This is a genomic window from Aquisalinus flavus (genome assembly GCF_014640095.1).
GTDB lineage: Bacteria > Pseudomonadota > Alphaproteobacteria > Caulobacterales > Parvularculaceae > Aquisalinus > Aquisalinus flavus.
In genome coordinates, this window is the sequence record NZ_BMGH01000001.1 from 1,935,604 (window position 1) to 1,959,394 (window position 23,791).

The 23,791-nt window shown below is 62.1% G+C and carries 24 protein-coding genes; 5 read left to right on the plus strand and 19 right to left on the minus strand.

Going from position 1 to position 23,791, the window contains the following annotated elements:
• Entirely contained in the window at positions 1–1,218 is a 1,218-nt protein-coding gene (locus tag IEV88_RS08950; RefSeq protein WP_188158774.1) for a PAS domain-containing sensor histidine kinase, read from the minus strand.
• Positions 1,219–1,536: 318 nt separating this feature from the next.
• On the opposite strand from IEV88_RS08950, the gene IEV88_RS08955 reads away from it, so the two are divergent.
• The 3 genes from IEV88_RS08955 to IEV88_RS08965 all read left to right on the plus strand — a co-directional run bounded on the left by IEV88_RS08955 (position 1,537) and on the right by IEV88_RS08965 (position 3,497).
• Positions 1,537–2,475 carry a hypothetical protein gene (locus IEV88_RS08955; protein ID WP_188158773.1) on the plus strand — a complete coding sequence of 313 codons (939 nt, stop codon included), beginning with the start codon at positions 1,537–1,539 and terminating at the stop codon, positions 2,473–2,475.
• Positions 2,476–2,569: 94 nt separating this feature from the next.
• Positions 2,570–2,980 carry a SufE family protein gene (locus IEV88_RS08960; RefSeq protein ID WP_188158772.1) on the plus strand — a complete coding sequence of 137 codons (411 nt, stop codon included), beginning with the start codon at positions 2,570–2,572 and terminating at the stop codon, positions 2,978–2,980.
• Positions 2,981–3,008: 28 nt separating this feature from the next.
• Positions 3,009–3,497: a GNAT family N-acetyltransferase gene (locus IEV88_RS08965; protein ID WP_188158771.1), complete on the plus strand. Its 489-nt coding sequence runs from the start codon at positions 3,009–3,011 to the stop codon at positions 3,495–3,497.
• Between the two features lie 19 nt (positions 3,498–3,516).
• On the opposite strand, the gene IEV88_RS08970 is transcribed toward IEV88_RS08965, so the two are convergent.
• The 12 genes from IEV88_RS08970 to IEV88_RS09025 all read right to left on the minus strand — a co-directional run bounded on the left by IEV88_RS08970 (position 3,517) and on the right by IEV88_RS09025 (position 13,977).
• The gene (locus IEV88_RS08970; protein WP_206711223.1) at positions 3,517–4,059 is read right to left on the minus strand and encodes a helix-turn-helix domain-containing protein; all 543 of its coding nucleotides are present in this window, start codon (positions 4,057–4,059) and stop codon (positions 3,517–3,519) included.
• Positions 4,060–4,313: 254 nt separating this feature from the next.
• A complete protein-coding gene (locus tag IEV88_RS08975) occupies positions 4,314–6,071 on the minus strand; it encodes a proton-conducting transporter transmembrane domain-containing protein (protein ID WP_188158769.1) in 1,758 nt (585 codons plus the stop codon).
• Positions 6,068–6,400 carry a hypothetical protein gene (locus IEV88_RS08980; protein ID WP_188158768.1) on the minus strand — a complete coding sequence of 111 codons (333 nt, stop codon included), beginning with the start codon at positions 6,398–6,400 and terminating at the stop codon, positions 6,068–6,070. Before IEV88_RS08980 ends, IEV88_RS08975 begins: the two co-directional genes overlap by 4 nt.
• A gap of 1 nt (position 6,401) precedes the next feature.
• A complete protein-coding gene (locus IEV88_RS08985; RefSeq protein WP_188158767.1) occupies positions 6,402–7,919 on the minus strand; it encodes a proton-conducting transporter transmembrane domain-containing protein in 1,518 nt (505 codons plus the stop codon).
• Entirely contained in the window at positions 7,919–9,457 is a 1,539-nt protein-coding gene (locus tag IEV88_RS08990) for a monovalent cation/H+ antiporter subunit D family protein (protein ID WP_188158766.1), read from the minus strand. Before IEV88_RS08990 ends, IEV88_RS08985 begins: the two co-directional genes overlap by 1 nt.
• Entirely contained in the window at positions 9,457–10,152 is a 696-nt protein-coding gene (locus IEV88_RS08995; RefSeq protein ID WP_188158765.1) for a sodium:proton antiporter, read from the minus strand. The genes IEV88_RS08990 and IEV88_RS08995 overlap by 1 nt, the downstream gene beginning before the upstream one ends.
• The gene (locus IEV88_RS09000; protein ID WP_188158764.1) at positions 10,152–10,595 is read right to left on the minus strand and encodes a Na(+)/H(+) antiporter subunit B; all 444 of its coding nucleotides are present in this window, start codon (positions 10,593–10,595) and stop codon (positions 10,152–10,154) included. The genes IEV88_RS08995 and IEV88_RS09000 overlap by 1 nt, the downstream gene beginning before the upstream one ends.
• 4 nt (positions 10,596–10,599) lie before the next feature.
• On the minus strand, positions 10,600–11,217 hold the full coding sequence (locus tag IEV88_RS09005; protein WP_188158763.1) for a DUF4040 domain-containing protein: 618 nt from the start codon (positions 11,215–11,217) through the stop codon (positions 10,600–10,602).
• Positions 11,217–11,561: a monovalent cation/H(+) antiporter subunit G gene (mnhG, locus tag IEV88_RS09010; protein ID WP_188158762.1), complete on the minus strand. Its 345-nt coding sequence runs from the start codon at positions 11,559–11,561 to the stop codon at positions 11,217–11,219. The genes IEV88_RS09005 and mnhG overlap by 1 nt, the downstream gene beginning before the upstream one ends.
• Positions 11,558–11,857, minus strand: coding sequence for an MrpF/PhaF family protein (locus IEV88_RS09015; RefSeq protein ID WP_188159233.1), 300 nt, complete (start codon positions 11,855–11,857; stop codon positions 11,558–11,560). The genes mnhG and IEV88_RS09015 overlap by 4 nt, the downstream gene beginning before the upstream one ends.
• Complete coding sequence (locus IEV88_RS09020) at positions 11,857–12,441, minus strand: Na+/H+ antiporter subunit E (RefSeq protein WP_188158761.1); 585 nt, start codon at positions 12,439–12,441, stop codon at positions 11,857–11,859. Before IEV88_RS09020 ends, IEV88_RS09015 begins: the two co-directional genes overlap by 1 nt.
• A gap of 330 nt (positions 12,442–12,771) precedes the next feature.
• Complete coding sequence (locus IEV88_RS09025) at positions 12,772–13,977, minus strand: DUF2336 domain-containing protein (protein WP_188158760.1); 1,206 nt, start codon at positions 13,975–13,977, stop codon at positions 12,772–12,774.
• A 145-nt stretch (positions 13,978–14,122) separates the two neighbouring features.
• On the opposite strand from IEV88_RS09025, the gene IEV88_RS09030 reads away from it, so the two are divergent.
• Both IEV88_RS09030 and IEV88_RS09035 read left to right on the plus strand, forming a co-directional pair.
• A complete protein-coding gene (locus tag IEV88_RS09030) occupies positions 14,123–14,428 on the plus strand; it encodes a hypothetical protein (protein WP_188158759.1) in 306 nt (101 codons plus the stop codon).
• 131 nt (positions 14,429–14,559) lie between these two features.
• The gene (locus IEV88_RS09035; RefSeq protein ID WP_188158758.1) at positions 14,560–18,132 is read left to right on the plus strand and encodes an autotransporter domain-containing protein; all 3,573 of its coding nucleotides are present in this window, start codon (positions 14,560–14,562) and stop codon (positions 18,130–18,132) included.
• Positions 18,133–18,740: 608 nt separating this feature from the next.
• Here IEV88_RS09035 and IEV88_RS09040 read toward each other — a convergent pair.
• The 6 genes from IEV88_RS09040 to IEV88_RS09065 all read right to left on the minus strand — a co-directional run bounded on the left by IEV88_RS09040 (position 18,741) and on the right by IEV88_RS09065 (position 23,784).
• Positions 18,741–20,285, minus strand: a complete 1,545-nt coding sequence (locus IEV88_RS09040; RefSeq protein ID WP_188158757.1) for a tetratricopeptide repeat protein — start codon at positions 20,283–20,285, stop codon at positions 18,741–18,743.
• A 69-nt stretch (positions 20,286–20,354) separates the two neighbouring features.
• A complete protein-coding gene (locus IEV88_RS09045; protein ID WP_188158756.1) occupies positions 20,355–20,957 on the minus strand; it encodes an energy transducer TonB in 603 nt (200 codons plus the stop codon).
• A 1-nt stretch (position 20,958) separates the two neighbouring features.
• Positions 20,959–21,366 carry an ExbD/TolR family protein gene (locus IEV88_RS09050; RefSeq protein WP_188158755.1) on the minus strand — a complete coding sequence of 136 codons (408 nt, stop codon included), beginning with the start codon at positions 21,364–21,366 and terminating at the stop codon, positions 20,959–20,961.
• A 56-nt stretch (positions 21,367–21,422) separates the two neighbouring features.
• Positions 21,423–21,845 carry an ExbD/TolR family protein gene (locus IEV88_RS09055; RefSeq protein ID WP_188158754.1) on the minus strand — a complete coding sequence of 141 codons (423 nt, stop codon included), beginning with the start codon at positions 21,843–21,845 and terminating at the stop codon, positions 21,423–21,425.
• A 12-nt stretch (positions 21,846–21,857) separates the two neighbouring features.
• On the minus strand, positions 21,858–22,397 hold the full coding sequence (locus IEV88_RS09060) for a MotA/TolQ/ExbB proton channel family protein (RefSeq protein WP_188158753.1): 540 nt from the start codon (positions 22,395–22,397) through the stop codon (positions 21,858–21,860).
• Between the two features lie 31 nt (positions 22,398–22,428).
• The gene (locus IEV88_RS09065) at positions 22,429–23,784 is read right to left on the minus strand and encodes a MotA/TolQ/ExbB proton channel family protein (RefSeq protein ID WP_188158752.1); all 1,356 of its coding nucleotides are present in this window, start codon (positions 23,782–23,784) and stop codon (positions 22,429–22,431) included.
• Between the last annotated feature and the right edge of the window lie 7 nt (positions 23,785–23,791).

Consider the following 23,791-nt stretch of genomic DNA (forward strand, 5'->3'; position numbering starts at 1 on the left):
TCAGGCGACGCCGCGCTCCCGATCGGGGGCCTCGCTGACAATGGCGCGGCCAAGCCGGTCGAGCACCGAGGCTGTGTCGCTGTCATCATCTTCCTCTGTCTGTTCGCCAGCGGCAACGAGCGGCAGGCACAGGACAGCACGCGTCCCCTCGCCCTCGCGGCTGGCAAGGCGCAGCTCGCCCTCATGCAGACGCGCCAGGGCATCGCACAGCGCAAGGCCGAGACCGGTGCCCTTGGCGCCGCGCACGCCATCGCGCTGGGCCTTGGTGAAGCGCTTGCCGATATTGGAGAGCTGGTCGGTATTCATGCCGATGCCGGTATCGATGACGGAAATCCACATGCTCTCGCGATCATGACGCAGGCGCACCTCGATGCCGCCATCGCGGGTGAACTTGACGGCATTGGAGATCAGATTCAGCACGATCTGGCGCAGCACTTTCTGGTCGACCAGCACGTCGTCCGGCAGGGCATCGAGATCGGCGGTCAGTGTGAGCCCCGCCTCCTCGGCACCGAGGCGCGTCATTTCCACGCAATCGCTGACCAGCCCGGCGATGTCGGTCGGCTGCGGCTCCAGCTGATAGCGCTCGGCCTCCAGCTTCGACAGGTCGAGCAGGTCGGAGACGAGCGACAGGAGATGCTGGCCGCTCTTGTGAATGAGCCCCGCATATTCCTCGTATTTCTGGTGGCCAAGCGGGCCGAATGTCTCGTGCTTCATCATTTCGGCGAAGCCGATGACGGCGTTCAGGGGCGTGCGGATTTCGTGGCTGAGATCGGCAAGATAGGTGGTGTGGGCCGTCGCCTGTTCCTCGGCCTGTTCAAGCGCCGCGGCATCGGCCACCGCCATGGCATGGCGCTCGCCGATATCGCGGATGATGGAGCGCACCCGGCCCTTGCCGTCGGCGGAGACGGCCATCTCGGCCCAGCCGATCGAGCCGTCAGCCTTCAGGATGCGGAATTCCGCCCGGGCCTTGCCGCCGCGATAGCAGGCCTTCGCCAGCGCATTGAACGCAGCCCCGCGATCATCCGGCGCGATAATCGCGCTCAATGGCTTGCCGGACAGCGCATCGGGCGCATGGCCGGTGACCAGACGCGCGGAATCAGAAATCCGGCTGAACCGGCCATCGGGATGATGCAGCGCGATCATGTCGTCGCTGTCGCCAGTCCACAGACTGTCGGCTTGGCAAGACCCGGTCAGGATTGAACGCAGCGTATTGATCATCGGGTTAACCATTGAACGCCGAATCTTAACGCTTCCTAAACATCGCCCCGATTTGCCAGAATCCGCTCCAATAGTGGTATCTGGCGAATTTTACGGGATTGGATAAGCAATTCTCAGCGGGTTAAATGTTAAATTTTTGGACAGGCGGCATTTCGGCGATTCTTTTTTGCTGAAATATGTTACCCATAGTCCCGTGGGGTTGAACGGGAAGTTTTGTAGAGTTCAAGGAGCAGGTTAATGGTATCCCGGGCAGGATTTCTGAAGTCAGTATTTGCAGTGACGACCCCCCAAAAACCGTGCCCGCAGAAGCAGTTTATCATGACCGTGATGGTGACGATGGCCTGTTCCATCGGTGCGGCCTACGCCCAGCCGGTCTCCGCAGCGACGCTCTCCACCCCGCTTGAAAAAAGTGCCATCAAATATGTCGAGTTCCGCGGCGATCTGGGGCTGATCGAAGGCTCCACGATCGACAGCGAGTCTGCCATGCGCGACGCCCATATGCGCCTCGCCTCCCATGACCCCGATGCGCTGTCTTCCGGCTGGGTTGCCTATGCGGCTCTCGTTGCGGCCGATACCCCGGAATTCGCGAAGGCCATCCAGGAAAGCGTTGCCACGCCTGAAGCCAAGACTGCCTTCCTCGCCCGCATGCGCATGGAGCCGCGCTCGATCCGCGAATTGCCGGGCGCAGACAAGGCGATCGAGGCGGTCATGATGATGGCGGCCCGGGACGCCACAAAGATCAATTCCCTCGGCCAGAGCTTCATCGACCGCGCCTATTCCATGCAGAATGCTGCCTGGGCCAAGAAGAAACTCAGCGAAGGCATGAGCCGCGTCTACGAGGCCCGCGATTATGCAGCGACCCGCGAGCGTGCCGGTACGCCGGTGCTGCCGGCCTATGTTTCGGCCGGCGTGCAGCTTCCCGCCCTCGCCCAGACGACGGATCGGGAATGGCAGGCGACCTGGTCCAACGAAGAGGCCGTGCCGCAGATCAACCCGCGCGCAACGCCGATCATCGACCGCGTCCTCGTGCTGGCGGTTCGATATTCCGTTGGCGAGGTCACGGATCCTGTCGTCGATGGCTATGCCAAGTCCGACCAGTCGCGCCGGTGCCTGAACATGGCGATGCTGAATTTCGACCAGTGCATCGCCGCGACCCGAACCGCCTATGAAGAAGCTTTCTGCATCGGCGAACATGGCCTCAACGATGTCTCCGGCTGCCTTGGCTGGGTCGCCGGCGCGGGCGAAGCCGACGATTAGGACCTGCGTGGCGGGTTCACGCCGCCCGCCCGGTCCTGTATCAAGGCCGCCATGCTGGCGGCCTTTTTGTTTAGCGGCCCCTATATTGAGACAGATGACCGATTTTCAGACCATAGCCGACGATATCGCTTTTCTCGACGATTGGGAGGAGCGCTACAAATACATCATCGACCTCGGGCGCACGCTCGAGCCGTTGAGCGAGGCCGAGCACAGCGATGCCAACAAGGTGCGCGGCTGCGCAAGCCAGGTCTGGCTGGTGTTTGACGAGACCGAGCCGGACCGGATCACCTTTCGCGGCGACAGCGATGCCCATATCGTGAAGGGGCTTATCGCCCTGTTGCATGGGTTGTATAATGGCAAGAGCGCAAGCGACGTGCTGGCCATCGACGCGCCGGCGGCGCTTGGCACAATCGATCTGCAGGATCACATCACGCCGCAGCGCTCCAACGGGCTCACGGCGATGATCGCGCGGATCAGGGCCGCAGCCGCGCGGCAGGACGGATAGAGAAACTGGAGTAAAGGGGGATAGCAGCATGCCTTTGCGACCCGCGCGGATGGAAGACCAGGCCGCGATCATCACCCTGCTGGCGCAGTCATTCGAAACGACGGCCGAGGCCTCTCTCGTCGAGGCAATCAATCGCGGCGGTTATGACCCCGTCTCCATCGTCCATGAAAGCGATGGCGCGGTCGACGGCTATTGCCTGATGTCGCAGATGCGCTCTCCCGCCGATTGTCTCGGCCTCGGCCCCATTGCCGTGGCGGAAAGTCAGCGCAAGGGCGGGCTCGGTGCCCAGATGGTGCGCGAGGCGATCAATCGCGCCGTTTCCAATGGCTGGCGCGCGATCTTCGTGCTTGGCGATCCGGCCTATTATGGCCGTTTCGGGTTTTCCGTCGCCAGGGCCGCGCGGTTCGAGACGCCCTATCCGAAGGATTATTTCCAGATCCTCGAGCTCGAAGACGGCGCCGCCGACACGCTGGCGACGAAAGTGCTCTATGCCGAAGCGTTCGACGCGCTGACCTGATCGACATGTCCGTACTGGATTATCCTTCGTCCGCTGGCTGACGGGTTTCGAGCGGCTGGGCCTCCATCGGCTGTTCCCCTACGGGCTGAAAGGTATAGAACCGGCCCTTTGCCGTGCGGATGATCAGCGGCTTCTCGATGGTAATCTCGTGGTCGCGATTACCTGCCGCGCGCGCTGCCTCGAGCGTCAGCAGGCGCTGCATCTTCAACTCGCCGACACGCTTCATCATCAGCGCTTCGAGCCGCATCAGGCCGTTATCGAAATAGTCCTCGTCGCGCTTGTCCTCGATGCGGGCGCAGGCATGGGCGACAGTGGTCCGGTCGCGCCCGAAATGCGGACCCGTCTCGCTGAGCGGCACTTGCCCGATCACATGGGTCAGATACATGGCGACCTGACGCCCTTCGGCAATCCAGGCGCGGCAGCGATTCCTGGCCAGCATCTGGTCGAGGGTCATGTCATAGGCGCGAGCGGCAATTTCCTGTGCCGCCGCAGCACAGGCCGCGTTCCAGCCCTCCTCGTTCAGCAAGACACGACCGGACGTCTCGCCGTGCCGCGCAGTCACAATGCCTGCGGCGGCCCTGCAAGCGCTATCCTTCACAGGCGCCAGGCCACGCAGCCCGACAGCCCCCTCTGTCCTGTCCCCAACCATCCACTGTCTCCTCAACCGGTCTCGCCTGCCCCGACGGGGACACGAGCGAAAGATCACGATGTAGAAACAGCCAGCAATAAGAACATACCATGAACACGCGCGAGACGCAAGCGCCACCGCACCTGCGGTTGTGTCACGTCATGGATTGTCGGGAGACAGGCCGCTGATCAATAGGCCACGAATGTCACGATCAGCATCAGGCCGAGCACCACCGCGGTGAACAGGGCCATGAAGCCGACCGGCCAGGAGCGCGCCAGCGCCCCTTCCGGACCATGCGTATCGTAGAGGCCTTTCACCAACCGGGCCACGCCGGCCTGGATACCCCACCAGAGACGGTGCCAGGCGGCGGCCGTCCCGCGCACCACGCCCGCCAGCGCAATACGCCCCGGGACGCGATAGAGCCAATCGACATCAAGCAGCACCCCGTCGCGCGGGCGGGCCGCGAGCCCGAACCGGCGGGCGAGGGCAAACAGCAGCACCGCGAACAGGATCAGCTGCATCTGCGTGATCAGGTGATCCATCGTGTAGGCGGCATAGTCATAGTCGAAGGGCAGCATCGACCATAACAGGGTCGGCTGTATCCCGACGACAAGGCAGATCGCGGCGGCAAGCGCCATGGCGATCAGCATCGGCAGCGGCGCATCGCCCGAAACCTTCGCCGCGTCGCTGCGCGCGCCCATGAATGTATCATGGAAGATCCGCACACCGATATTGTTCACCGCCCCGACCGTCGCCGCGATCAGCGCCAGCCAGACCAGCATGTGCTCGTAATACCCGGCGGCGGAGATCGTCATCGACTTGGTCACGAACCCGGCGAAGAGCGGCACGCCGGTGATCGTCAGCGCGCCGATGAACGCGACGAGCGCGGTCAGCGGCATGGCGCGGTAAAGCCCGCTCAAATGCGCCGCGCGCAGTGTCCCGGCACGGGTCAGCACCGCGCCCATCGCCATGAACAGCATACCCTTGTAGATCACGCTGGCAAAGGCATGGGCGACGGCGCCATTGATCGCAAGCTCGCTGCCGATGCCGATGCCGCAGACCATGAAGCCGAGCTGGCTGTTGAGCGAATAGGCCAGGACCCGGCGCAGATCGCTTGCCGCCGCGCCGAAGAAGATGAAGGCGACCGCCATCACCGCGCCGATCAGCATCAGGATGTCCTCGCCGGGAAAGCCGCGGGCGAGCGCATAGATCGCCATCTTGGTGGTAAACGCCGACAGCATCACCGCGCCAACGGCGCTGGCGCGCGGATAGGCATCCGGCAGCCAGAAATGCAGCAGCGGAAAGCCTGCCTTTACCCCGAAGCCGATGAAGATCAGAAGTGCCGCAATGTTCAGCGAGCCATCTTCGGCGGTCAGGCTCATCGCGGTGAAGGCCGTCTCGCCGGTGGCCGCGACCGTCAGCGCAACACCGGCCATCAGGGCCATGCCGGAACCGACCTGGATGACCAGATAGCGCATGCCCGCCTTGAACGCGGCATGGGTGCCGCCGCCCCAGACGATGAAGACCGATGACAGCGCCGCCAGTTCCCAGAAGATGAACAGGGTGAGGAGATCGCCCGCGAGCACGCCGCCGATCGCCGCGCCGGCATAGATCAGGCCCATCGACGCTTCCATGCGACTGGCATGCAGCCAGCCATAGATCGCGTTCAGGCCCGCCGCGATGAAGAACAGGGTCGCAAAGACGACCGACAGCCGGTCGATCCGTATCGAGACGAGATCGAGCCCGAACAGCGTGCTCTCGCCCATCAGCACGGGCGCGTCCATCGGTGCGGTGCCATAGGACGCGAGCAGCGCATAACAGCCGATAATGGCAGCGAGCGCCGCAATGGCGCGCAGCTGACGGCCCGGCAACAAGGCGACGATGACGCCGGCGACAATCAGCAGCATGCCGGGGTTCTGGATCAGGCCAGCCAACAAATCGCTCATGGCCGCCCCTCCCCGTCGTCTGGCCTCGTCTCGTCCGCCGGGCTGTCATAATAGTCCGACGGCTTTGTCAGCGCCTCGGACAACAGCCGCCCGCCCGCGCCGAGCACGGCAGCGACGATTGCCCCGGCCAGCGCATAGAAGACCGGCAGGCCGTCGAGCGTGAAGTAGGGATGCATCCAGCCGGCGACCATGCCGTAAATGCCGAGCGCGGCAAAGATGGCGCAGGATGCCAGCAAGGCGACCCACAGGATCTTGCGCATCCCCGGCTTCTCGAAAAAGCCGGTGTCGCCCGTCTCTTCGCTGGCGGGGGTGTGGTGATTGTCGCTCATCTTATCCTCCAAACCCGATTGCGCCGGTCACCGGCTCGAGGAAGGCAATCAGCGGCTCGATATAGAAGAACAGGACGATGGTGCCGATGGCAGTGATCCAGGCCGGGACCAGGCAGAAGAGCGGCGCCTCGGCGAGGCAGTCCTTGTCGAATTTCAGGCCGCTCGACATCGGGTCCATGAAGCCACGCAGCATCGGCGTCAGCAGGTAGACGATGTTCATCAGCGACGAGGCGATCAGCACCACGAAGACCAGCTGGTGGCCGGCATCGGCTGCGCTCCACATCAGCATGAATTTCGGCCAAGAGCCGGCCATGGGCGGCAGGCCGATAATCGAAAACGCGCCGATGATGAAGGCGATGAAGGTGAACGGCATTTTCCGCCCCAGCCCGCGCATTTCCGAAATCAGGGATTTGTGGTGGGCGACGTAAATCGCGCCGGCGCACATGAACAAGGTCATCTTGCCGAGCGCATGGGCGGCGATCTGCGTCGCGCCGCCGGCAACGCCCATGGAGGTCGCCAGCATCGCCCCGATGGTGACATAGGAGAGCTGCGAAACCGTTGAAAACGCGAGGCGGGATTTCAGATTGTCCTGCGTCATCGCGATGGCCGAGGCGGCCAGCACCGAGAAGGCGGCAAGCCAGAGAAAGAAATCGGCCGCCCAGCCTTCGGCGAGAAAATCGACGCCGAAGATGAAGATGACCACCTTCAGTATACCGAAAACACCAGCCTTGACGACCGCAACCGCGTGGAGGAAGGCCGAGACCGGCGTCGGCGCGACCATGGCCGCAGGCAGCCATGGGTGGATCGGCATCAGCGCCGCCTTGCCGATACCGAAGGCAAAGAGCGCCAGCAGTACGAAAATGACCGGCGAGGTCGCCATCAGGATCGGGCCCTCGGCACCGCCGGCGAACAGCCCGCCGAGGGTAAACTCGGTCGTGCCGGTCAGCACATAGGTCAACACGATGGCAGGCAGCAGCAGGCCGATGGACGTGCCGAGCAGGATGCCTAGATAGATGCGCCCGCCATTGCGCGCGGCCTCGTTCTCCTTGTGGGTGACCAGCGGGAAGGTCGACAGCGTCAGCACTTCGTAGAAGATGAAGAAGGTCAGCAGGTTGGCCGAATAGGCGATGCCCAGCGCCGACATGATGGCGATGGCGAAGCACATGTAGAAGCGCGTCTGGTGCTTTTCGTGCGTGCCGCGCATGTAACCGATGGAATAGAGCGAATTGACGATCCACAGGCCGGACGCGATGACGCCGAACATGGCGCCCAGCGGCTCGACCTCGAACCGGATGGCGAGACCGGGGATGATCTCCGCGACCTCGAAGCCGGGCCGCGCACCGCCGGAGACGGCAACGGCGACAATGATCGCCATGTAGAACACGATCGCGCCGGTCACGAGGGTCACGCCCTCGCGCACATTCGGCACCTTGTCGGCGAGCATGATGCCGAACAGGCCGAAGATCGGCAGGATCAGGCTGATATACATCGCCATTTCAGGGCTCAGCAGTGACAACATCAGTACGCCCCCCCATAACCGAGGCCGGTATCAAGCAGCGCCTGCGCCGCGCGGGTGGCAACCCCGACCGTCACATCGGTCTGGAAGAAGAACCAGATATTGGCGAGAACCATGATCCACATGGTGATCCGCATCAGATGCGGCGCCTCCTTCACCGGCTCGGCATCCTCCGGCACCGGTTGCAGCAGCATCGCATAGGCCAGCCGGCCGATGTAAATGGCGGCCAGCAGGGACGAGGCGCCGATCAGCAGGACGATCAGCAGCGGCGGAATGAAGGTCTGGGTCTGGAACGCCGCTTCCATCAGTTTCCATTTGGAAATGAAGCCGACCGTCAGCGGCACGCCAACCAGCGACAGGCCGGAAATGATCAGCCCCCAGGCGGTCCACGGCATGCGCTTGGCCAGTCCATTGAAGGCGGCGAAATTGCTGGAGCCGAGACGCAGCACGACACAGCCGACGCCCATGAACAGGGCAGCCTTTATCAGCGCGTGGTTGAAGACATGGATCAGCGACGCGGCGACACCGTCGACCGTGCCGAACGAGATGCCGAGCAGCATGTAGCCGATCTGAGCAATGGAAGAATAGGCCAGCATCTGCTTCACGTTATCGCGGAACACCGCCACGAAGGAGGCGTAGAACATGCCGACGATGCCGAGGACGATGAAGGCGTTCAGCGCGACCTCGAGGAAGGCAAACTCGAACCCGAACACGGAGAACATGAAGCGCAGGATGATATAGACCTGCACTTTCGTTGCCGTCGCGGCGAGGAAGGCGGAGATCGCCGACGGCGCATAGCAATAGGCGTTCGGCAGCCACAGATGCAGCGGCACCATGGCGAGCTTCAGGCCGATGCCGGTGATGATGAAGGCAAAGCCCGCCTCGACCATGCGATTCGACTGGCCCATCAGCTGCTGGTGCAGGTCGAGCATGTTGAGCGTGCCCGTCGCCTGATAGAGCAGGCCGATCCCGATGACATAGAAGGTCGCACCGATCGTTCCCATGACGAGATAGTTGAACGATGCCGTCAGCGCCCGGCGGTCATTGCGCGCGCCCATGGCGATGAGCGCGTAGGTCGACAGCGACGAGATCTCGAGGAAGACGAAGACGTTGAAGGCGTCGCCGGTGATCGTCACCCCGAGCAGGCCGGTGAAGCAGATCAGCAGCGCGGTATAGAATGCCGGGGTCTGGCGATGGTCGATCTCGGACTCGACGGAATAATAGGCATACGGAAAGACCACGGAGGCGATGCCGGCGACCAGCGTCAACACCAGCGCATTGGCGAGATCGACATAATAGGTGATGCCGATCGGCGCGGACATACCCTCCGGCGCGCCCCAGCCGCCCATGGCGTATTCGACCGGCCCATGGACCCACACAGCTTCGAGCAGCAGAAGCGTGACCACGAAGGTGACCCAGCTGACCAGCGTCGCCCACGCCCACGGCGCCCGGCCGGGCTTCATCAGCAGCGTCAGCGGCGCGGCGACAAGCGGAATGACAACCGGCAGGACCGGCAGCTGTTCAAGACCCGGAATTGCCATTACGCAGCCCCTCCCCGCGCTTGCCCCTGCTCAGGGTGCAAGGGCACGCCGAACTCGGCGAAATGGTCTTCCGCTTCCAGCTCGTCTTCCTCGATCGTGCCATAGGCCTCGCGAATGCGGACCGCCAGAGCCAGGCCCAGAGCGGTCGTCGCCACGCCGACGACGATGGCGGTAAGGATCAGCACGTGCGGCAACGGGTTGGTATAGATCACTTCCGCGCCCTGCGCCGCAGCATCGGCGACGCTGTCATAGGTGGCGTTCACGCCGCTGGCCATGCCGGCCGCTGTTTCGCGAGCGGTGTCGGGCATCTGGTGCAGGCTGCCGGAGACGGCGCTTGGCGCGCCCCCTGCCGGAACTTCTGCCGAAAGACTGTTCGACGGAATATCGAGGCCGTCCGCGTCATGCAGGCCTTCCCGAGCGCCGGAGGTCTGCTCGCCGGCGCCATGGCTTTCGTCACCATATCCCTCGCCATAGCTATCATCGGCTTTATAGCTGCCAACCAGGATCGGCGCGGTACCGCCGACGATCTTGCCGATGGAGATGTAGAAGATGAAGACCGACGTCTGGAACAGGTTCAGGCCGACAATGGTCTTGATCAGGTTTCCGCGCGAAATGACGATATAAAGCCCGATCATCATCAGCGTGATGAAGATCCAGTAATTGTACCGCCCGACGATGAATTCGATGATATCCATTACCAGTCCTCGTCCCTGATCTCGGGCTCGCGGCCGGCGAAGTAATAGAAGATCGTCAGCATGGTCGAGGCGACGGCAACGCCCACGCCGAGCTCGACGAGGATGATGCCGATATGCTGGCCGGCATGGTGATGGCTGTCCGGCTGCAGGATGTCGTAATCGAGGAAGTTTTCGCCGAGCAGCATCGTCGCAACGCCGGTCCCGGCATACAACATGACTCCGGTGACCATCAGCCAGGGCAATACCTTGGGCGGCAGGACCTTCTTGGTCTCGTCGAGACCAAAGCCGAGGGCATGGAGCACGAAGGCCGCAGCAAAGATGACCCCGGCCTGGAAGCCGCCGCCGGGCCCGTATTCTCCATGGAACTGCACATAGAGCGCAAAGACGATGATCGGCGCGAACAGCAGCTTGATCGTTACGCGGAGGATCAGGTGAGCCATCATGGTTCTAGAACTCCCTTCCCTCGTTGCTATCGTCCTCGGGGCGCTCGTCCTTCACCTTCCGGCCGCCGCGCAGAGACCCGGCACCAAGAAGCATGATGACGCCGACACCGGCGGCGAAGACGACCAGCACCTCGCCCAGCGTATCGAACCCCCGATAGGAGGCGAGAATGGCGGTGACGATATTCGGTATCTCGACGTCCTGCGGTGTACGCTCGACAAATTGCTGGCCGATATAGGCGTTTGCCGGCGCGTTCGGGTCGCCGAAGGCCGGCATGTCGATGGTCGCATAGAACAGCGCCGCGCCGGTGACGAGACAGACCACCATCGCGACATTCCTGTACCCCGGCACCGCCGGCTTTTCACGCCGGGCCGTCAACAGCATGCCGGACAGCATCAGTACGGTGGAAATGCCCGCGCCGACCGCAGCCTCGGTAAAGGCGACGTCGACCGCATCGAGCGAGACGAAAAACAGCGCGGCGAGGAAGGAGAAAATGCCCGACAGCATCACGACCGCGAACAGCCGGCGGACACGCATCATCGCGAAGGCCGTTGCGATCAGCAGCGACAGGATTGCCAGATCGAGCAGGATGATCGGCTGGAGTGGCGTCTGGAATTCTTCCATCAGGCGTCCTCCTCATGTGTTTCTGCGTCGCCGTCGCGCCTGAGGTCGGGGCCGAGCATTGGCTTCAGCTTGCCGACCCAGGCGGCATGGGCAATAGCGTGGGTTGAAACCGGGCTCGTCAGCAACATGAACAGCGCGATGAGCAACAGCTTGACGATGGTGATCCAGTTGTCGGACTGGAAGATCATGGCGAGCAGCATCAGCTCCACGCCCAGCGTATCGGTTACGCCGGCCGCATGCAGGCGGGTGTAGAAGTCCGGAAAACGCAACAGGCCAAGCGAGCCGGAAATGATGAACAGCGCCCCGAGCAGGAACAGGCACCAGCTGAGACTATCGAGGATCATTCCGCCTTCTCCCTCTCTGCCTGGCGCAGGTCGTCCATCGTCGGCGACATCGTCCGGTAACGGAAGAATTTCAGGATGGCGATGGTGGCGAGGAAGTTGATCAGCGCGTAAAGCAGCGCGATATCGAGGAAGTCCGGACGGCCCGTGAGATAGCCCATGATGCCGAGCAGAAGGACGGTTTTCGTGCCAAACGAGTTGCCGGCGAGGATACGGTCATAGAGGGACGGCCCGAGTACGGCGCGGGCGAAGGTGATCACCATCGCAACGATGATGGCGGCAGCGGCGACAGCGAACATCATAGACCGGCCTGCCTCTCGGCGGCGGCCCTGTCGGCCTCGGCGCGGCGCTCGGCCTTGCGCTGGCGCACCCAGTCACGGCCTTCCGGACCGTCAAACGCGCAAACCCGTTCGCCCATCGCGATCATGCCGGCGACGTCGGCCATTTCTGCGGTCAGCGCGTGAATGAGAATATTGTTCTCGTGCAGGTCAACCGACACCGTGCTGGGGGTCAGGGTGATCGAGTTGGCGAAGATGACCTTGCCGAGATCGCTCGCCTGATAGGCCGGCACGGTCACCATCGTCGGGCTCAGCTTCAGCTTCGGCGACAGGGCATGCATGGTCACGATCAGGTTGGACTTGCCGATCTCGACGGTCAGCCAGAGCATGTAGGCAAAAATTCCTGGAAAAACGCGCGTCGGCACGCCCTCGCGGTCCAGCATCCCGGCGCGCTGGGCCAGCCATGTGGTCAGCAGGACGGATATGATGCCAAATGTCAGCAGCGAGGGATAAGTGAAGTAGCCCGACAGCAACAGCCACAGGCCGAACATGGACAGGGCAAGCACAACGTGCCGACCGGCAATTTTTGTCAGGAAACGCAGCATGGCTGTGATTGTCTGCCCGTTCTGTTTGCTGTCCACCGCCCTACCGCGGCTGTTGAAGGTCCCGGCACCAATACCCTTTTCCGCACCGGAATGTCTCCGGGGAAATTGGCCAAATTCGCGACGAAATCAATCCCTTGTTGAAAGAAATCGCACAAAAGCCGGTTGCGTTGGCGTTTTTGGCCAGCCGCTGCGCCATGGTGGCTCAAGGGATTACAGAGGGGGGGAAGGCCGGCCGCCGCCAAAATACGCAAGGCAGCGACCGACCGGAACACTATGGCACGGCAGCCTTAAAACGGGTTTAAGCGGAAAGATGCAATTTTCGCTATTCGATCAAAGTTCGCCGAAATAGGTCTTGTGGACATCGCTCTGGCCGTTCTGGGCCAGTTGCTCCTCGCCGATCACGAACATGTCGGTCTTCCAGTCCCAATAGCGCAGGATGGTGCGAGAGAAGTCGCGGGCGATGGAATCGAAAATCCCGACAAGCTCCTCGATCTGGTCTTCGGTCAGGATCGCGCTTGAGCCCTCATCGGCGAAACGGCTGTCGGAGATGACCTCGCGGAAGGAACTGCGCGACAGGCCGATGGACTTGCAGATGATCGCGAAAGACACGCCGGTCACGTCGAACAGCACCATTTCCGCGGTATCGGTCGACACCCCGGCCAACAGGCCGACGGCGTGGGCGAATTCGTGGGTCGGCTGGCAGCGGGCGGCGGTCAGCGTCTTCTGGACGATGTCCATCGTCACCATCTCGCCATTGCGCCCGCGCGGCCGGTGACGGCGGTCGATCAGTTTCAGGCTGGCCTTGACGACCTTGTCCGGATTGTCGCTGGTGAAGGTCACGACGAACAGTTCGTGCATGGCCTCCTGAATGACCGAGCGGTCGGTCATGAAGCGTTTGAAAAGGTGCTTGCGCTGGGTCGTGTTCATCCACCAGTACATGACGAACGCCTGGTCGGGGCGCAGTTCCAGCCGGCGCAGCAGCGGCTCGCGCAGATGCTCGTCAGTGCGTGACTTGTGAATGATCGTCGTCATCGCCTGGTCGGACAGATGAACTTCATGCTTGTCGAGCAGGCGCCGCATGATATCGGCTTCGCCATGGCCGATCAGCACGTCGGCCACTGCCGATGTGACATCGTCACGGCGCATGATGATCTGTCGATGCGCGCGGCTGCACTCTGCTGCCTCCATCAGCATGGTCTCCGGCACATGGGTGCGGGTCTCCAGCATCGGGCGGGCGATCTCGATATCGCTGGTCATCAGGAAGCGCTGCAGGTGACGGGGAATATCGGTGATCCCGGCGAGACGATGGGCAACCTCGCCGCGCGCGGCGGCATCGACGTTCAACAGGGTACGGATCAGAATATCGGCGGCGAAGGAACGCTCATTGCTGCTGATCTTGCCGAGGGGCAGCACGACAATATCGGTCAGCTTGCGCACAAGCGCCATACGGGTCGTCATCTGGCCGCTCAGGGTCAGCTGCTCGCCCGGCCCTGCAACCGCATGATGCTGCTCCAGAACTCTCGCTTCTTCAGCCATGGGCAATCCTCTGGTGATCGATGCGCCCCACACTAGACGCAATCCCGTTAATTCTTGCTTTCCATTTCCCTTCAGGACATGCGAGGGTCAGAAGGATTTCGTTAATCGCCGGACGCGCGTCCGGCCCTATGTGAGTGGGATGACCATGAGAACCGGATTTCCAGCCCTCGCCTGCCTTCTGGCCGGCCTGACCCTGACGGCAAGCGGGTGCGCAAGCCCCGAAACGACCCAGCAGGCGATCGACGGGCCGATGTATCCGGCAGGCTATGCCGATGGCTGCGCCAGCGCCCGGGAAGCGGATCGCGCCTTCTCGACCAAGGTTATCCAGGACGAGGCGCTGTTCGCGAACGACCGCAGCTATCGCACCGGCTGGCGCCAGGGCTTTTCATCCTGCAAGACCGAACAAATCGATTCTCCCGACCGCGCCGGCAACGGGTTTGAACCGTTCTAGAAGATCGCCGCGTCAGGCGAGATCGACCTGAGTTAAATCTGCACTTATCACGAGAGATAACTCCTTATCCTGCTTGAGGGGGCGGGCGATATGCGTACTATGGTACCTATCAGCCTTGGGAATGGATTATCATGACCATCAACAAAAAGCTCGCCAGCCGCCTTGGCGCAGGCGTTTCCGCTCTTGCACTGGCCGCCATGGCCGTGCCGGCAAATGCAGAACTGTATCGCGACGATGTCGGCGATGAGGGCTCTCAGGATTACGCGGCTTACTGGGACGGTGTGGTCCAGATCTATCTCCTCGACAATCTTTTCGGCGACATCCTGTTCAACTGCACAGGCTCGCTGATCAACCCGCGCACCGTCATTTCGGCCGCGCACTGCTTCAACAACCTGCCATCGGAGGAATATGGCCCGGACACGCTGTGGTACACACCGATCATTGCCTATGGCCCGGATACGTTCGATCCGCTGTTCAACTGGATCGGCACCGGCGAACAGTTCCTCGATAACCGCAACGGCCTGACCTTCGGCGTCGATGTCATCCTCCATCCGGATGCCGAATTCGGCAATATGCCGTTCCCGGCTGCCGACGTCGCCCTGATCGGCCTGCAAGACCCGATCTACACCATTCCGTCCTATGCCATGCTGTTCAGCCCGGTACCGGAAGGCGCGATCGAGGACGGGCTTCATACCGTCGGCGTCGGCTACGGCACCTACGGACCCGGCTCGGGGACGGGTATCGGCATCAACGGCAAGCGCCGCGCGGGCGAGAACATGCTCGGCCTGCTCGCCTCGCAGAACGATTTCGTCCAGGCCCTCGCCCAGAACGAAAACCTGCAATTTGGCTCTGGTGGCGCTTCCAACCAGCTTCTCTACTGGATCGATTTCGACCTGCCGGGCCGCGAAGGCGAGTGCGAGCGCACGACCGCCTTTGGCGCCAGCAACTCCATTGTCTGTTCCGACTGGGACGGGTTCAGCGGCACCTTCCTCGACAGCGATACGGTGGTCCTGCCCGGCCCGTCGATCGACCTGTTCCCCGGCGATGCCCTGCCGTTCGAATTCGCCACGGCCGGTGGCGATTCCGGCGGACCGCTGTTTGCCGACCAGCTCGCCGACTTCCCGCTCATCCTCGGCGTCCTGTCCGGCGGCTTCCAGCCCGGCTTCTTCCACGCGGCAGGCCAGAGCTATGGCGAGGTCTCCTATTACAACCCGCTGTTCACCTCCTACCAGTTCATTTCCGAGAACAACCCCTACAAATATGTCTCGGCACTGGAAGGCGACGGCAACTGGTCCGACCCGACCCGCTGGATCCAGACCCTCGACCCGAACTATTTCGTCTATGACAGCGAGGGCAATCTGGTAAACGGTCTGCCCTCCGGCGATGAAGGCGGCGTGTTCCAGGAACGTCCGACCGAAGGCACGGTCTTCGATACCGACGTCCAGACCTATGACACGGCCGATGCTGCAGAGGGCGAAGGCGACGGCATGGCTGAAGTCGAATTGGCCGGTTTTGCCGGGGCCCGGGAAGATGCGTCCATCAGCCTCGACACCGGTCTCACCGCGACGGCAGCTGTCTCCCGCGGCGACGGGCTCGGTGGCGGGCTGTCAGGTACAGCGGATCTTGGTGGTATCGTCACGACGGACCTCACCAGCGAGGCGACCGGTCTTTCCGCCAGCACGCCCGCGCTCGACCGCGCCCTGTCCGAGGTCAGCACGCTGACCGGCCTGGAGCAGTCGCTCACCGGCCCGGGTTCGACAAACTTCGTGCCGGACAATTTCTATGGTGCCCGTGGCGAAACCTTCGTCGACCCGGCGCAGTTCTTCGAGGTCACGCTGAATGCCGCCGGCACGACGACCCTCGACATGGATGTCGAGATCGACAAGCTGACACTGAACGGCGCCGATACCGGCCTCGATATCGCCAGTGACTGGTCGATGTTCGTCAACATCAACACCGAGGTCTTTGACGGCCTGCTGAATGTCGATGGCTCCCTGCTGACCCGCGAAGTCGTCCTGTGGGGCGGCGCGCTGACCGGTGACGGCACCATGACGCTGATCGACTTCAACCAGCTCTATGGCAATGGTGTGCTCGCCTATGGCACGCTGTTCAACATTGCCGGCATGGTCAGCCCGGGCGATCTCGACACCACCGGCACCCTGCTGCTCGATGGCGATTATATCCAGACCCAGGCCGGCATGTTCCTCGCCAATATTCGCAACGGGGAATCCGACCTGCTCGATGTCTTCGGCTCGATATCGCTCGACGGCACGCTGGGCGTCGATTTCGACGCGTTGCCGGTCTATGGCGACAGCTACGACATCATGATGGCGACCGGCGATATCATCGGCGGGTTCGACCGGGTGCTGACACCGCAGCTGCAGGGCGTTCTCTACGGCACGTCCAGCGTTGACGCCGGTGTTGTCAGCGTCGCGATCGAGGCGCAGGCCTTCACCAGCTTCCTCGCCGCTACCGGCTCGGAGAACCAGCTCAGCATCGGCAACGCCCTCGATGCGTCGCGCGATGGCAATTATGCCGGCCTCAGCGAGATTTACGGTGTGGTCGATTACCTGCCGTCCGGGTCTCTCGGCAATGCGCTCGACATGCTCGCCCCGGCGGAGAATTTCTACGCCAACAACATGCTGCTCGGCCAGGGCGACCTTGCCGTACGCAGCGTGACGCGCCGCAGCTATGGCCGCAGCACGGGCAGCTTCTCGGTCGCGACGAATGTCAACGACGTTCAGGTACTGGCTGCCGCTGACGGCATGCGCACCGCCTCTGCCGACGGCACGGCGGCCTTTGCCATGCTGGCGGCGCAGGACGCCGGCTCGACCCAGGGCTCGGCCCAGGGCTCGATCGCCATGGATGAGGCGTGGAGCGGCTTTGCCGACATCACCTATTCCCGTGGTGATACGGCCGGCTATCTGGCCAATGACGAGGAAGAGCTGGAGAACTTCTCCGCTGCCATCGGCCTCGAACGGGCCCTCTCGGAGGCGCTGACCCTTGGTCTTTCCGGTCATTATCAGGACGGCGATGTCGATGTCAGCGATGGCGGCTATGCCTCGTCGGACGGCTACAGCATCATCGGTTATGGCGATCTTGCCATCGCCGGGCCGCTCAGCCTGTCAGCCTGGTATGGCGGCGGCCGGTATGACCTGGAAGTCTCGCGCGTCGCGGCTGGCTTCGGCGGTGCGGCCGACGGCATGGGCTCGACCGATGTCGAGCAGGTCCTTGCCGGCCTCGAACTCGGCTATGACAAGGTGACCGGAAACGGCACCCATGTCATTCCACGCGCTGGTCTGTATTTCTCCGAATATGACATCGACGGCTATGTCGAGAGCGGTGGCCAGGGTGCTCTTTCGGTCGAGGATTACGACATCAAGTCGCTGCAGGCCAAGATCGGCGTCGACTTCATGGCGTCGCACGAGACCGGCACTGCCACGATCCGTCCGTTCGGCGGCCTGTCCTATGTGCAGGAACTGGCCGATGACGAGCAGGTCGTGCAGGCAAGTTTCGCCAATGGCGCGACGACTCCCTTCGCGGTCACCGGTGCGGATATCGGCGAGAGCTGGTTCGAGCCGCGCATCGGTCTCGAGGCGGACATCAACGACGCCTTCAGCCTGTCGGCGGAATTCAGCGCCATGTATGGCCGGGACAATGTCGATATGCGCACCCTGCGCGTCGGCGGCGTCTACCGCTTCTGATACCGGTGTCCCGGCGGCACGCGCCGGGACATCGCCCTCATCCTTGCGAAAAGGCGCCCGCCCCGGGCGCCTTTTCTTTTGTCCGGCGCGGCCGACCCCGCAATGCAGGCTGCCACCGGATCGTACACGCGCCGGCGCGCTCATTGGCATGCTGCCAGTCCCAAGTGGCTCTCATCGCGCGCCTTGTAGATCGTTTCAACGTTCTGTCGAAACGCTGAAACGACCCAGACTCCTTGTTTTCCGCGTTTCCTGACGGTGAACCGGTTTCCACTTCACCGGGAAACGCTATCGGTGAGGCGTGCTTCACAGCCCCCGCTTTCCGCCGCGAAATGGCAGGCCGGGCGAATCCGGGCCGATATCACCCATGACCAACATGTCCTACACATGAGCCTCCGCAAGAGCGCCGCTCCTGAGTAACCCGTCAATCGGGGCCGGTCGCCCCGGGACGCTCAGGGCACGCAAGGCAGACGGCATGAAAGACAGGCGGCCAGTTGGCGGAAGGCCTACGGGAATGACTACCCATAAGAAAATGACCGCCCACAAGAAAAAGGCCCGGAGCGATGCTCCGGGCCTTTCTGGACGATCGTTCGATCCGATCGTGTCTGTCTCTATTCGATGTCCTCGACAGCGACGGCCGTAGACCCGTCGGCGAGAACGATTTGACCATTGCTCCATTCGGCATCGAGTATGGTCTCGCAGCGATTGGCATCTTCCTGGCTGAAGCCGCTGGAATTGCCCAGGCGCTCGAAGATCTCGAGGTTGGTCTGGCAGCGGCGGCGCTCGCTCTTGAACGCTTCCTCACGCTGCAGGCGCTCGACACGATCCTGGTTCTGCTCGACGCGGCGGACCTCGCGAACATAGGAAATCCAGCCCGATGCAGCGCTGCGGCTGTTGCTGTAGTTCTGGGCGCGGTTCCAGGCATCGATCGCGCGGTCCCGCTGGGCCTCGGAATTGGTATCGATATTGTAGTAGGCATTGCCGATCAGCAGCCATGCGTCACCGATATCGCGCGCTTCCAGACCGCCGCGATTGACGGCCTCCGTCAGCGCATCGACCGATTCCTGCCACTGTTCGTCGGCGAACAGAATCTGGCCTAGGCGATAATACAATTCACCGGTCGGCGCGATCTGGGCCGCTTCACGCAGCGGCACCAGGGCTTTCTTCTGTTCGCGGGAGAGGTTGTAGGCCTGGGCGAGAAGCTGCAGATTGTCGAGGTCCCGCTCCAGATTGCCGGCAGCAATCTCCTGTTCGAGCAGCAAGGCACCCCGATAGGGGTTGTCCAGGATGGTGAAATACTGGACGAGGTTCAGGATCTTGCTCGGCTCGGTGATGATACCGGCGCGATAGGCAAGCTCCAGAACAGCGGCGGCATCTTCGTCACGATCGGCCTGGGAATAGGCGCCGGCGAGCTGCGACCAGTATTGCTCTTCTTCCGGCCAGATATTGATCATCTCGACCAGCAGATCGCCGCGCTTGCTCTCCTGTTTCAGCTCCGAATAGATGTAGTTCATCGTCGCATAGTAGGATTTCTGCGGGTTGTTCTCCCGGCGGTGCAGGCGCATGGCATTTTCCATCGGGCCGAGGGCCTGCTGGAACTGGTCCTGGGCGATATAGGCACCGGCGAGAAGGCGATAGGTATTGGCATTGACCGGTTCGCCGACGCTTTCCTGATAATTGATGTATTCGGTCAGCAGACGAATCGCTTCCGGATAGCGCTCTTCCTGAAAGTAGATCTGCGCCATGTTGAAGCGGATCTGGCGCACACGGTCGGTCGGCAGACCGCCGGAGTCAGCAGCACGCTCCAGATCCTCGAGGATCGAGGTGAAGTTCGGATTATCCAGGTTCGCCTTGAAGCTGGCGCGCAATTCATAGGTCGTGCCGAGCTCATAAGCCGTCATGCTGCTACCACGGCTGGCGAGCAAGCGATCGAGAACCGTGATGGCCTCGGCGTATTTCTCTTCCTCGGAGGCGAGTATGTAGGCTTTCTGCACCTCGGTCGCGACGGCTGACGACAGAGACTGGTTGGCGGTCTCTTCCTCTTCGTCCTGCGCCCAGGCGGACGGTACGCTGACCGCCGTCATGACACCACCGGCTGCCAGAATGAATGCGCCTGCGGAGAGCGCCATGAAGGACTTGTGGAACAATTTGCTCATTATACTGCTCTTGGGTGCCTGTACTGTGTGATACGGCCGGCGCCGGGAAGGAGCCGGCCGTGCGATAGCTTATTCCTGGATCTGGAACTTGAAGGTCGTGCGAACGCCGTAGCGCGGCTCAGCCTGGCCGTCGACGATCTTGGGCTGATACTTCCAGCGCTCGACGGCACGGATGACGTTCCGGTCGAAACAGCTGTTGGTGCTGCGCACGACGCGGGCATTCACCGTCTGGCCGGCGGGGTCCACGTCGAACTCGACAACGACAGTTTCGATGTCGCCCGAACGGCCCTGGCAGCGATCCGGATATTGCGGCTCGATACGCACGAGCGGCTGGGCATCACGGTCCGGGTTGAAGCCGGTGCCGATATCGACATTCGCATCGAATGTCGGGGCCCCTGCCCTGACGCCGGCAACTTCCGGACGGAAATTGGCGTCATTGATCGCTGGCGGCGGAGGTGGTGGCTGGTCGAGCTGCGGGCGCTCGAACTGCTTCTGGGTCGTCTGCTCCGGCGTATCCTCGATCTGGCGGCCGATCTCGATACGGACGGTTTCGGCATCCTCGTTGAGATCCAGGTCAGTCCCGCTGATCAGGAAATACATGAACAGAAACAGGACGACCGTAACAAGCATTGCCAGCGGCGTGCCGACGAATAATCTGATGATCGATCCCATCTTATTCCTCCGTAGCGATCTGAATCTGCTCTTCACCCGCCTGCTTCATCTGCTCGATCACATCGAGCATTGTCTCGGAGCTGGCATTGGCATCGACCCGCAGAACGGCCCTGCCTTTGGGAGTTTCACGACGCAACTCCTGAACCTTGGCCTTCACCTCGTCGATCGCGTAGATCTCGTTGTCGATCCAGACCTCGTCATCGTCGCTGATGCCGACGAGAAGGGCGATGAGCTTGATCTTTTCCGAAATCTGCGCATCCGGCCGATCCGTATCGATACCAGGCTCCTTGATGAAGGTCGAAGTCACGATGAAGAAGATCAGCATGATGAAGACGATGTCGAGCAGCGGCGTGACGTTGACGTCCTCGTCGTCGCCACCCCCTGCAGATCTGATTGGCCGTCTTGCCATAATATTAGTTCCGTATCGCTGTTGACTGAACTGGCAGGAACAGGGCGATCACCGCCCTATTCACTGGATTTGGTAATAGTGACACTGGTCGTGCCGACGGACCGGCCGGCCTGCATCGCCTCGTCATAGACGGACACGGCGACCCCGACCTTGGATTTCGGCGCGGCGCTGACGATGACAACACCTTGCGGGTTGGAAGCGAAGAATTCCGACACAACCGGCTGGGTCGAGCCCGGATCGATGATGCGGGCATCGTCGACCGAGACAAACCCGTCAGCCTGCACGTAAAGCAGGAGGCTGGGCGGCGGCGGGTTATTCTCGTCCGGAGGCGTGTCCTCCGGCGTCTGCGGATTGAAGCCGTCTTCATATACGAACGTCGCCGTCACGATGAAGAAGATCAGCATGATGAAGACGATGTCGAGCAACGGTGTGACGTTGACTTCGGTCTCGTCGTTCTGGGATCCAAATCGTCTACGCATGGTTTGGTCCTATCAGTCTCTGACCTTGTCGAACGCATCTGCCGTATCGGAAACAGATTTGGCAGCGGCGCGCTCAAGGATGTTTATCATCAGGATACCTGACAGGGAGGCGACAAGACCGGCCATCGTCGGGATGGTGGCCTTGGAGATCCCCCCCGCCATCAGGCGGGCGTTTGACGATCCGGTCACGGCCATGACTTCGAAGACCTCGACCATGCCGGTAACGGTGCCAAGCAGACCAAGCAGCGGTGCAATTGCGACCAGGCCCTTGATGACCGTCAGGTTCGAATTCGCGGCCAGCTTGACTTCGGAAAGCAGCTTTTGGCGGACGGCCAGAGCATACCAGGAGGTATGCTCGGACCGGGCTTGCCAGGCGCGGACCGCCCGGGATTTCACGCCACCCTGGGCAGTGGTGAAATAGATCACCCGCTCCAGGATCAGGGCCCACATGACAAACGTCGCGATCATGATGATGAAAAGAACATTTCCACCGGCGATCAGGAAGTTATTCAGCGAGTCCAACGCGTTGAGTGGATTCAAGGCTTCGGGCATTTAACGAACTCCTATGTTACAGGCGTTGCCCTTAAGACCGAGACTCCGCGTGCTCGGCGATCATCCCGGCAGACTGCTCTTCCAGGACCTGCGAGACGCCGCGCGCGGCACCGCTGGCAAAGGCGTGGATGAGGAGCAGCGGGATAGCCGCGACCAGGCCGAGAACGGTGGTGACAAGCGCTTCGGAGATACCCGATGCCATCAGCTGCGGATCGCCCGTACCGTACAGGGTGATCGCCTGGAAGGTCCGGATCATACCGATAACCGTACCGAGCAGGCCGAGCAGCGGCGCGACAGCGGCAAGAACCTTGATCAGGTTGAGGCCACCCTCGAGCTTCGGCACTTCCTTCAGAACCGCGTCGTCGAGTTTCAGCGCAACCGTTTCGACATCGGCGTTACGATTGGAGTCGTAAGCCATCATGATACGGCCGAGCGGGTTCGACTTGGACGGTGTCTTCTTGCGCATCTGGCTGCGAACGGCGCCATTGACGGCCCAGAGCGTTGCCAGCTTGTACAGGCCGAGCAGCAGACCGATCGCGAGAATGGCGATGATCACATAGCCGACGGTACGGCCCTGCTGGATGGTCTCCATGATGGACGGCTGGGTGACAACCAGCTCGAGCAGCGTGCCGAGCGAGGGGTCGATGACACCGCGGACGAAACCGTCGCCGCTAAAGCCTTCGACAGTCCGGGCAGCAGACTGGGCGTCGGCGACGGCCGGCTGACGGGCCAGAAGTTCCAGCTCACCACCTTCATAGGTCATGTAATTGCCGTTGTTGAACACCGAGAACGGCCCGATGCGGGTCACTTCACGCTCTTCCGCCGTGCCGTCGGCACGAACGACTTCAGCGCCATAGGTTGCGACTTCGGACTGGGCGACCATTTCCTGCAGCAGCGTGAAATAGAGGTTTTCCAGTTCGACAACGGTCGGGAGGGTTTCGCTTTCGGCCGTTTCGCGCAGGGATTCCGAACGACCCGGATATTGCGAGGAGATGATCGAGTCATCGAGGCGCGATGCAAGGTCGGAGGCAGCGGAGCGGGCAGCACCGAACAGTTCGGCGAATTCGCCCTGACGGCTGTCGAGTTCAGCCTGCAACTCCTCGACGCGGGCACGGTTCGCTGCGAAGGCAGCGTCGAGCTGGTTCGAGCGAGCGGTTTCCGCATTCACCTGGCTGCGGATTTCAGCCAGCTTCTGCTGTTGCGTGTTGCGCTCGGCAAGGAAGCGTTGCTCACGCTCCTGGTTGGTCTGCTGAACAGCCTGACGCTCGGCGCGGGCTGCGTTCAGAACATCCTGAAGCGAGGTCTGTGCGATGGCGCCTGTCCCGAACGCGGACAGCGCTGCGGCACCGGCGACGAGAGAAATGCCTAGTTTACGAATGAGTTTCATGTCGAGA

Excerpts from the sequence above, each read along its gene's own strand:
- IEV88_RS08995 (WP_188158765.1), bottom strand. The coding sequence starts at position 10,152 with ATGGATATCATCGAATTCATCGTCGGGCGGTACAATTACTGGATCTTC.
- IEV88_RS08980 (WP_188158768.1), bottom strand. The coding sequence starts at position 6,400 with ATGAGCGACAATCACCACACCCCCGCCAGCGAAGAGACGGGCGACACC.
- IEV88_RS09045 (WP_188158756.1), bottom strand. The coding sequence starts at position 20,957 with ATGGGATCGATCATCAGATTATTCGTCGGCACGCCGCTGGCAATGCTT.
- IEV88_RS09035 (WP_188158758.1), top strand. The coding sequence starts at position 14,560 with ATGACCATCAACAAAAAGCTCGCCAGCCGCCTTGGCGCAGGCGTTTCC.
- IEV88_RS09050 (WP_188158755.1), bottom strand. The coding sequence starts at position 21,366 with ATGGCAAGACGGCCAATCAGATCTGCAGGGGGTGGCGACGACGAGGAC.
- IEV88_RS09040 (WP_188158757.1), bottom strand. The coding sequence starts at position 20,285 with ATGAGCAAATTGTTCCACAAGTCCTTCATGGCGCTCTCCGCAGGCGCA.
- IEV88_RS08960 (WP_188158772.1), top strand. The coding sequence starts at position 2,570 with ATGACCGATTTTCAGACCATAGCCGACGATATCGCTTTTCTCGACGAT.
- IEV88_RS08985 (WP_188158767.1), bottom strand. The coding sequence starts at position 7,919 with ATGTTGTCACTGCTGAGCCCTGAAATGGCGATGTATATCAGCCTGATC.
- IEV88_RS09065 (WP_188158752.1), bottom strand. The coding sequence starts at position 23,784 with ATGAAACTCATTCGTAAACTAGGCATTTCTCTCGTCGCCGGTGCCGCA.
- IEV88_RS09030 (WP_188158759.1), top strand. The coding sequence starts at position 14,123 with ATGAGAACCGGATTTCCAGCCCTCGCCTGCCTTCTGGCCGGCCTGACC.
- IEV88_RS09025 (WP_188158760.1), bottom strand. The coding sequence starts at position 13,977 with ATGGCTGAAGAAGCGAGAGTTCTGGAGCAGCATCATGCGGTTGCAGGG.
- mnhG (WP_188158762.1), bottom strand. The coding sequence starts at position 11,561 with ATGATCCTCGATAGTCTCAGCTGGTGCCTGTTCCTGCTCGGGGCGCTG.
- IEV88_RS08965 (WP_188158771.1), top strand. The coding sequence starts at position 3,009 with ATGCCTTTGCGACCCGCGCGGATGGAAGACCAGGCCGCGATCATCACC.
- IEV88_RS08955 (WP_188158773.1), top strand. The coding sequence starts at position 1,537 with ATGACCGTGATGGTGACGATGGCCTGTTCCATCGGTGCGGCCTACGCC.
- IEV88_RS08950 (WP_188158774.1), bottom strand. The coding sequence starts at position 1,218 with ATGATCAATACGCTGCGTTCAATCCTGACCGGGTCTTGCCAAGCCGAC.
- IEV88_RS09020 (WP_188158761.1), bottom strand. The coding sequence starts at position 12,441 with ATGCTGCGTTTCCTGACAAAAATTGCCGGTCGGCACGTTGTGCTTGCC.
- IEV88_RS09015 (WP_188159233.1), bottom strand. The coding sequence starts at position 11,857 with ATGTTCGCTGTCGCCGCTGCCGCCATCATCGTTGCGATGGTGATCACC.
- IEV88_RS08990 (WP_188158766.1), bottom strand. The coding sequence starts at position 9,457 with ATGGCAATTCCGGGTCTTGAACAGCTGCCGGTCCTGCCGGTTGTCATT.
- IEV88_RS09000 (WP_188158764.1), bottom strand. The coding sequence starts at position 10,595 with ATGATGGCTCACCTGATCCTCCGCGTAACGATCAAGCTGCTGTTCGCG.
- IEV88_RS08975 (WP_188158769.1), bottom strand. The coding sequence starts at position 6,071 with ATGAGCGATTTGTTGGCTGGCCTGATCCAGAACCCCGGCATGCTGCTG.
- IEV88_RS09055 (WP_188158754.1), bottom strand. The coding sequence starts at position 21,845 with ATGCGTAGACGATTTGGATCCCAGAACGACGAGACCGAAGTCAACGTC.
- IEV88_RS09005 (WP_188158763.1), bottom strand. The coding sequence starts at position 11,217 with ATGGAAGAATTCCAGACGCCACTCCAGCCGATCATCCTGCTCGATCTG.
- IEV88_RS09060 (WP_188158753.1), bottom strand. The coding sequence starts at position 22,397 with ATGCCCGAAGCCTTGAATCCACTCAACGCGTTGGACTCGCTGAATAAC.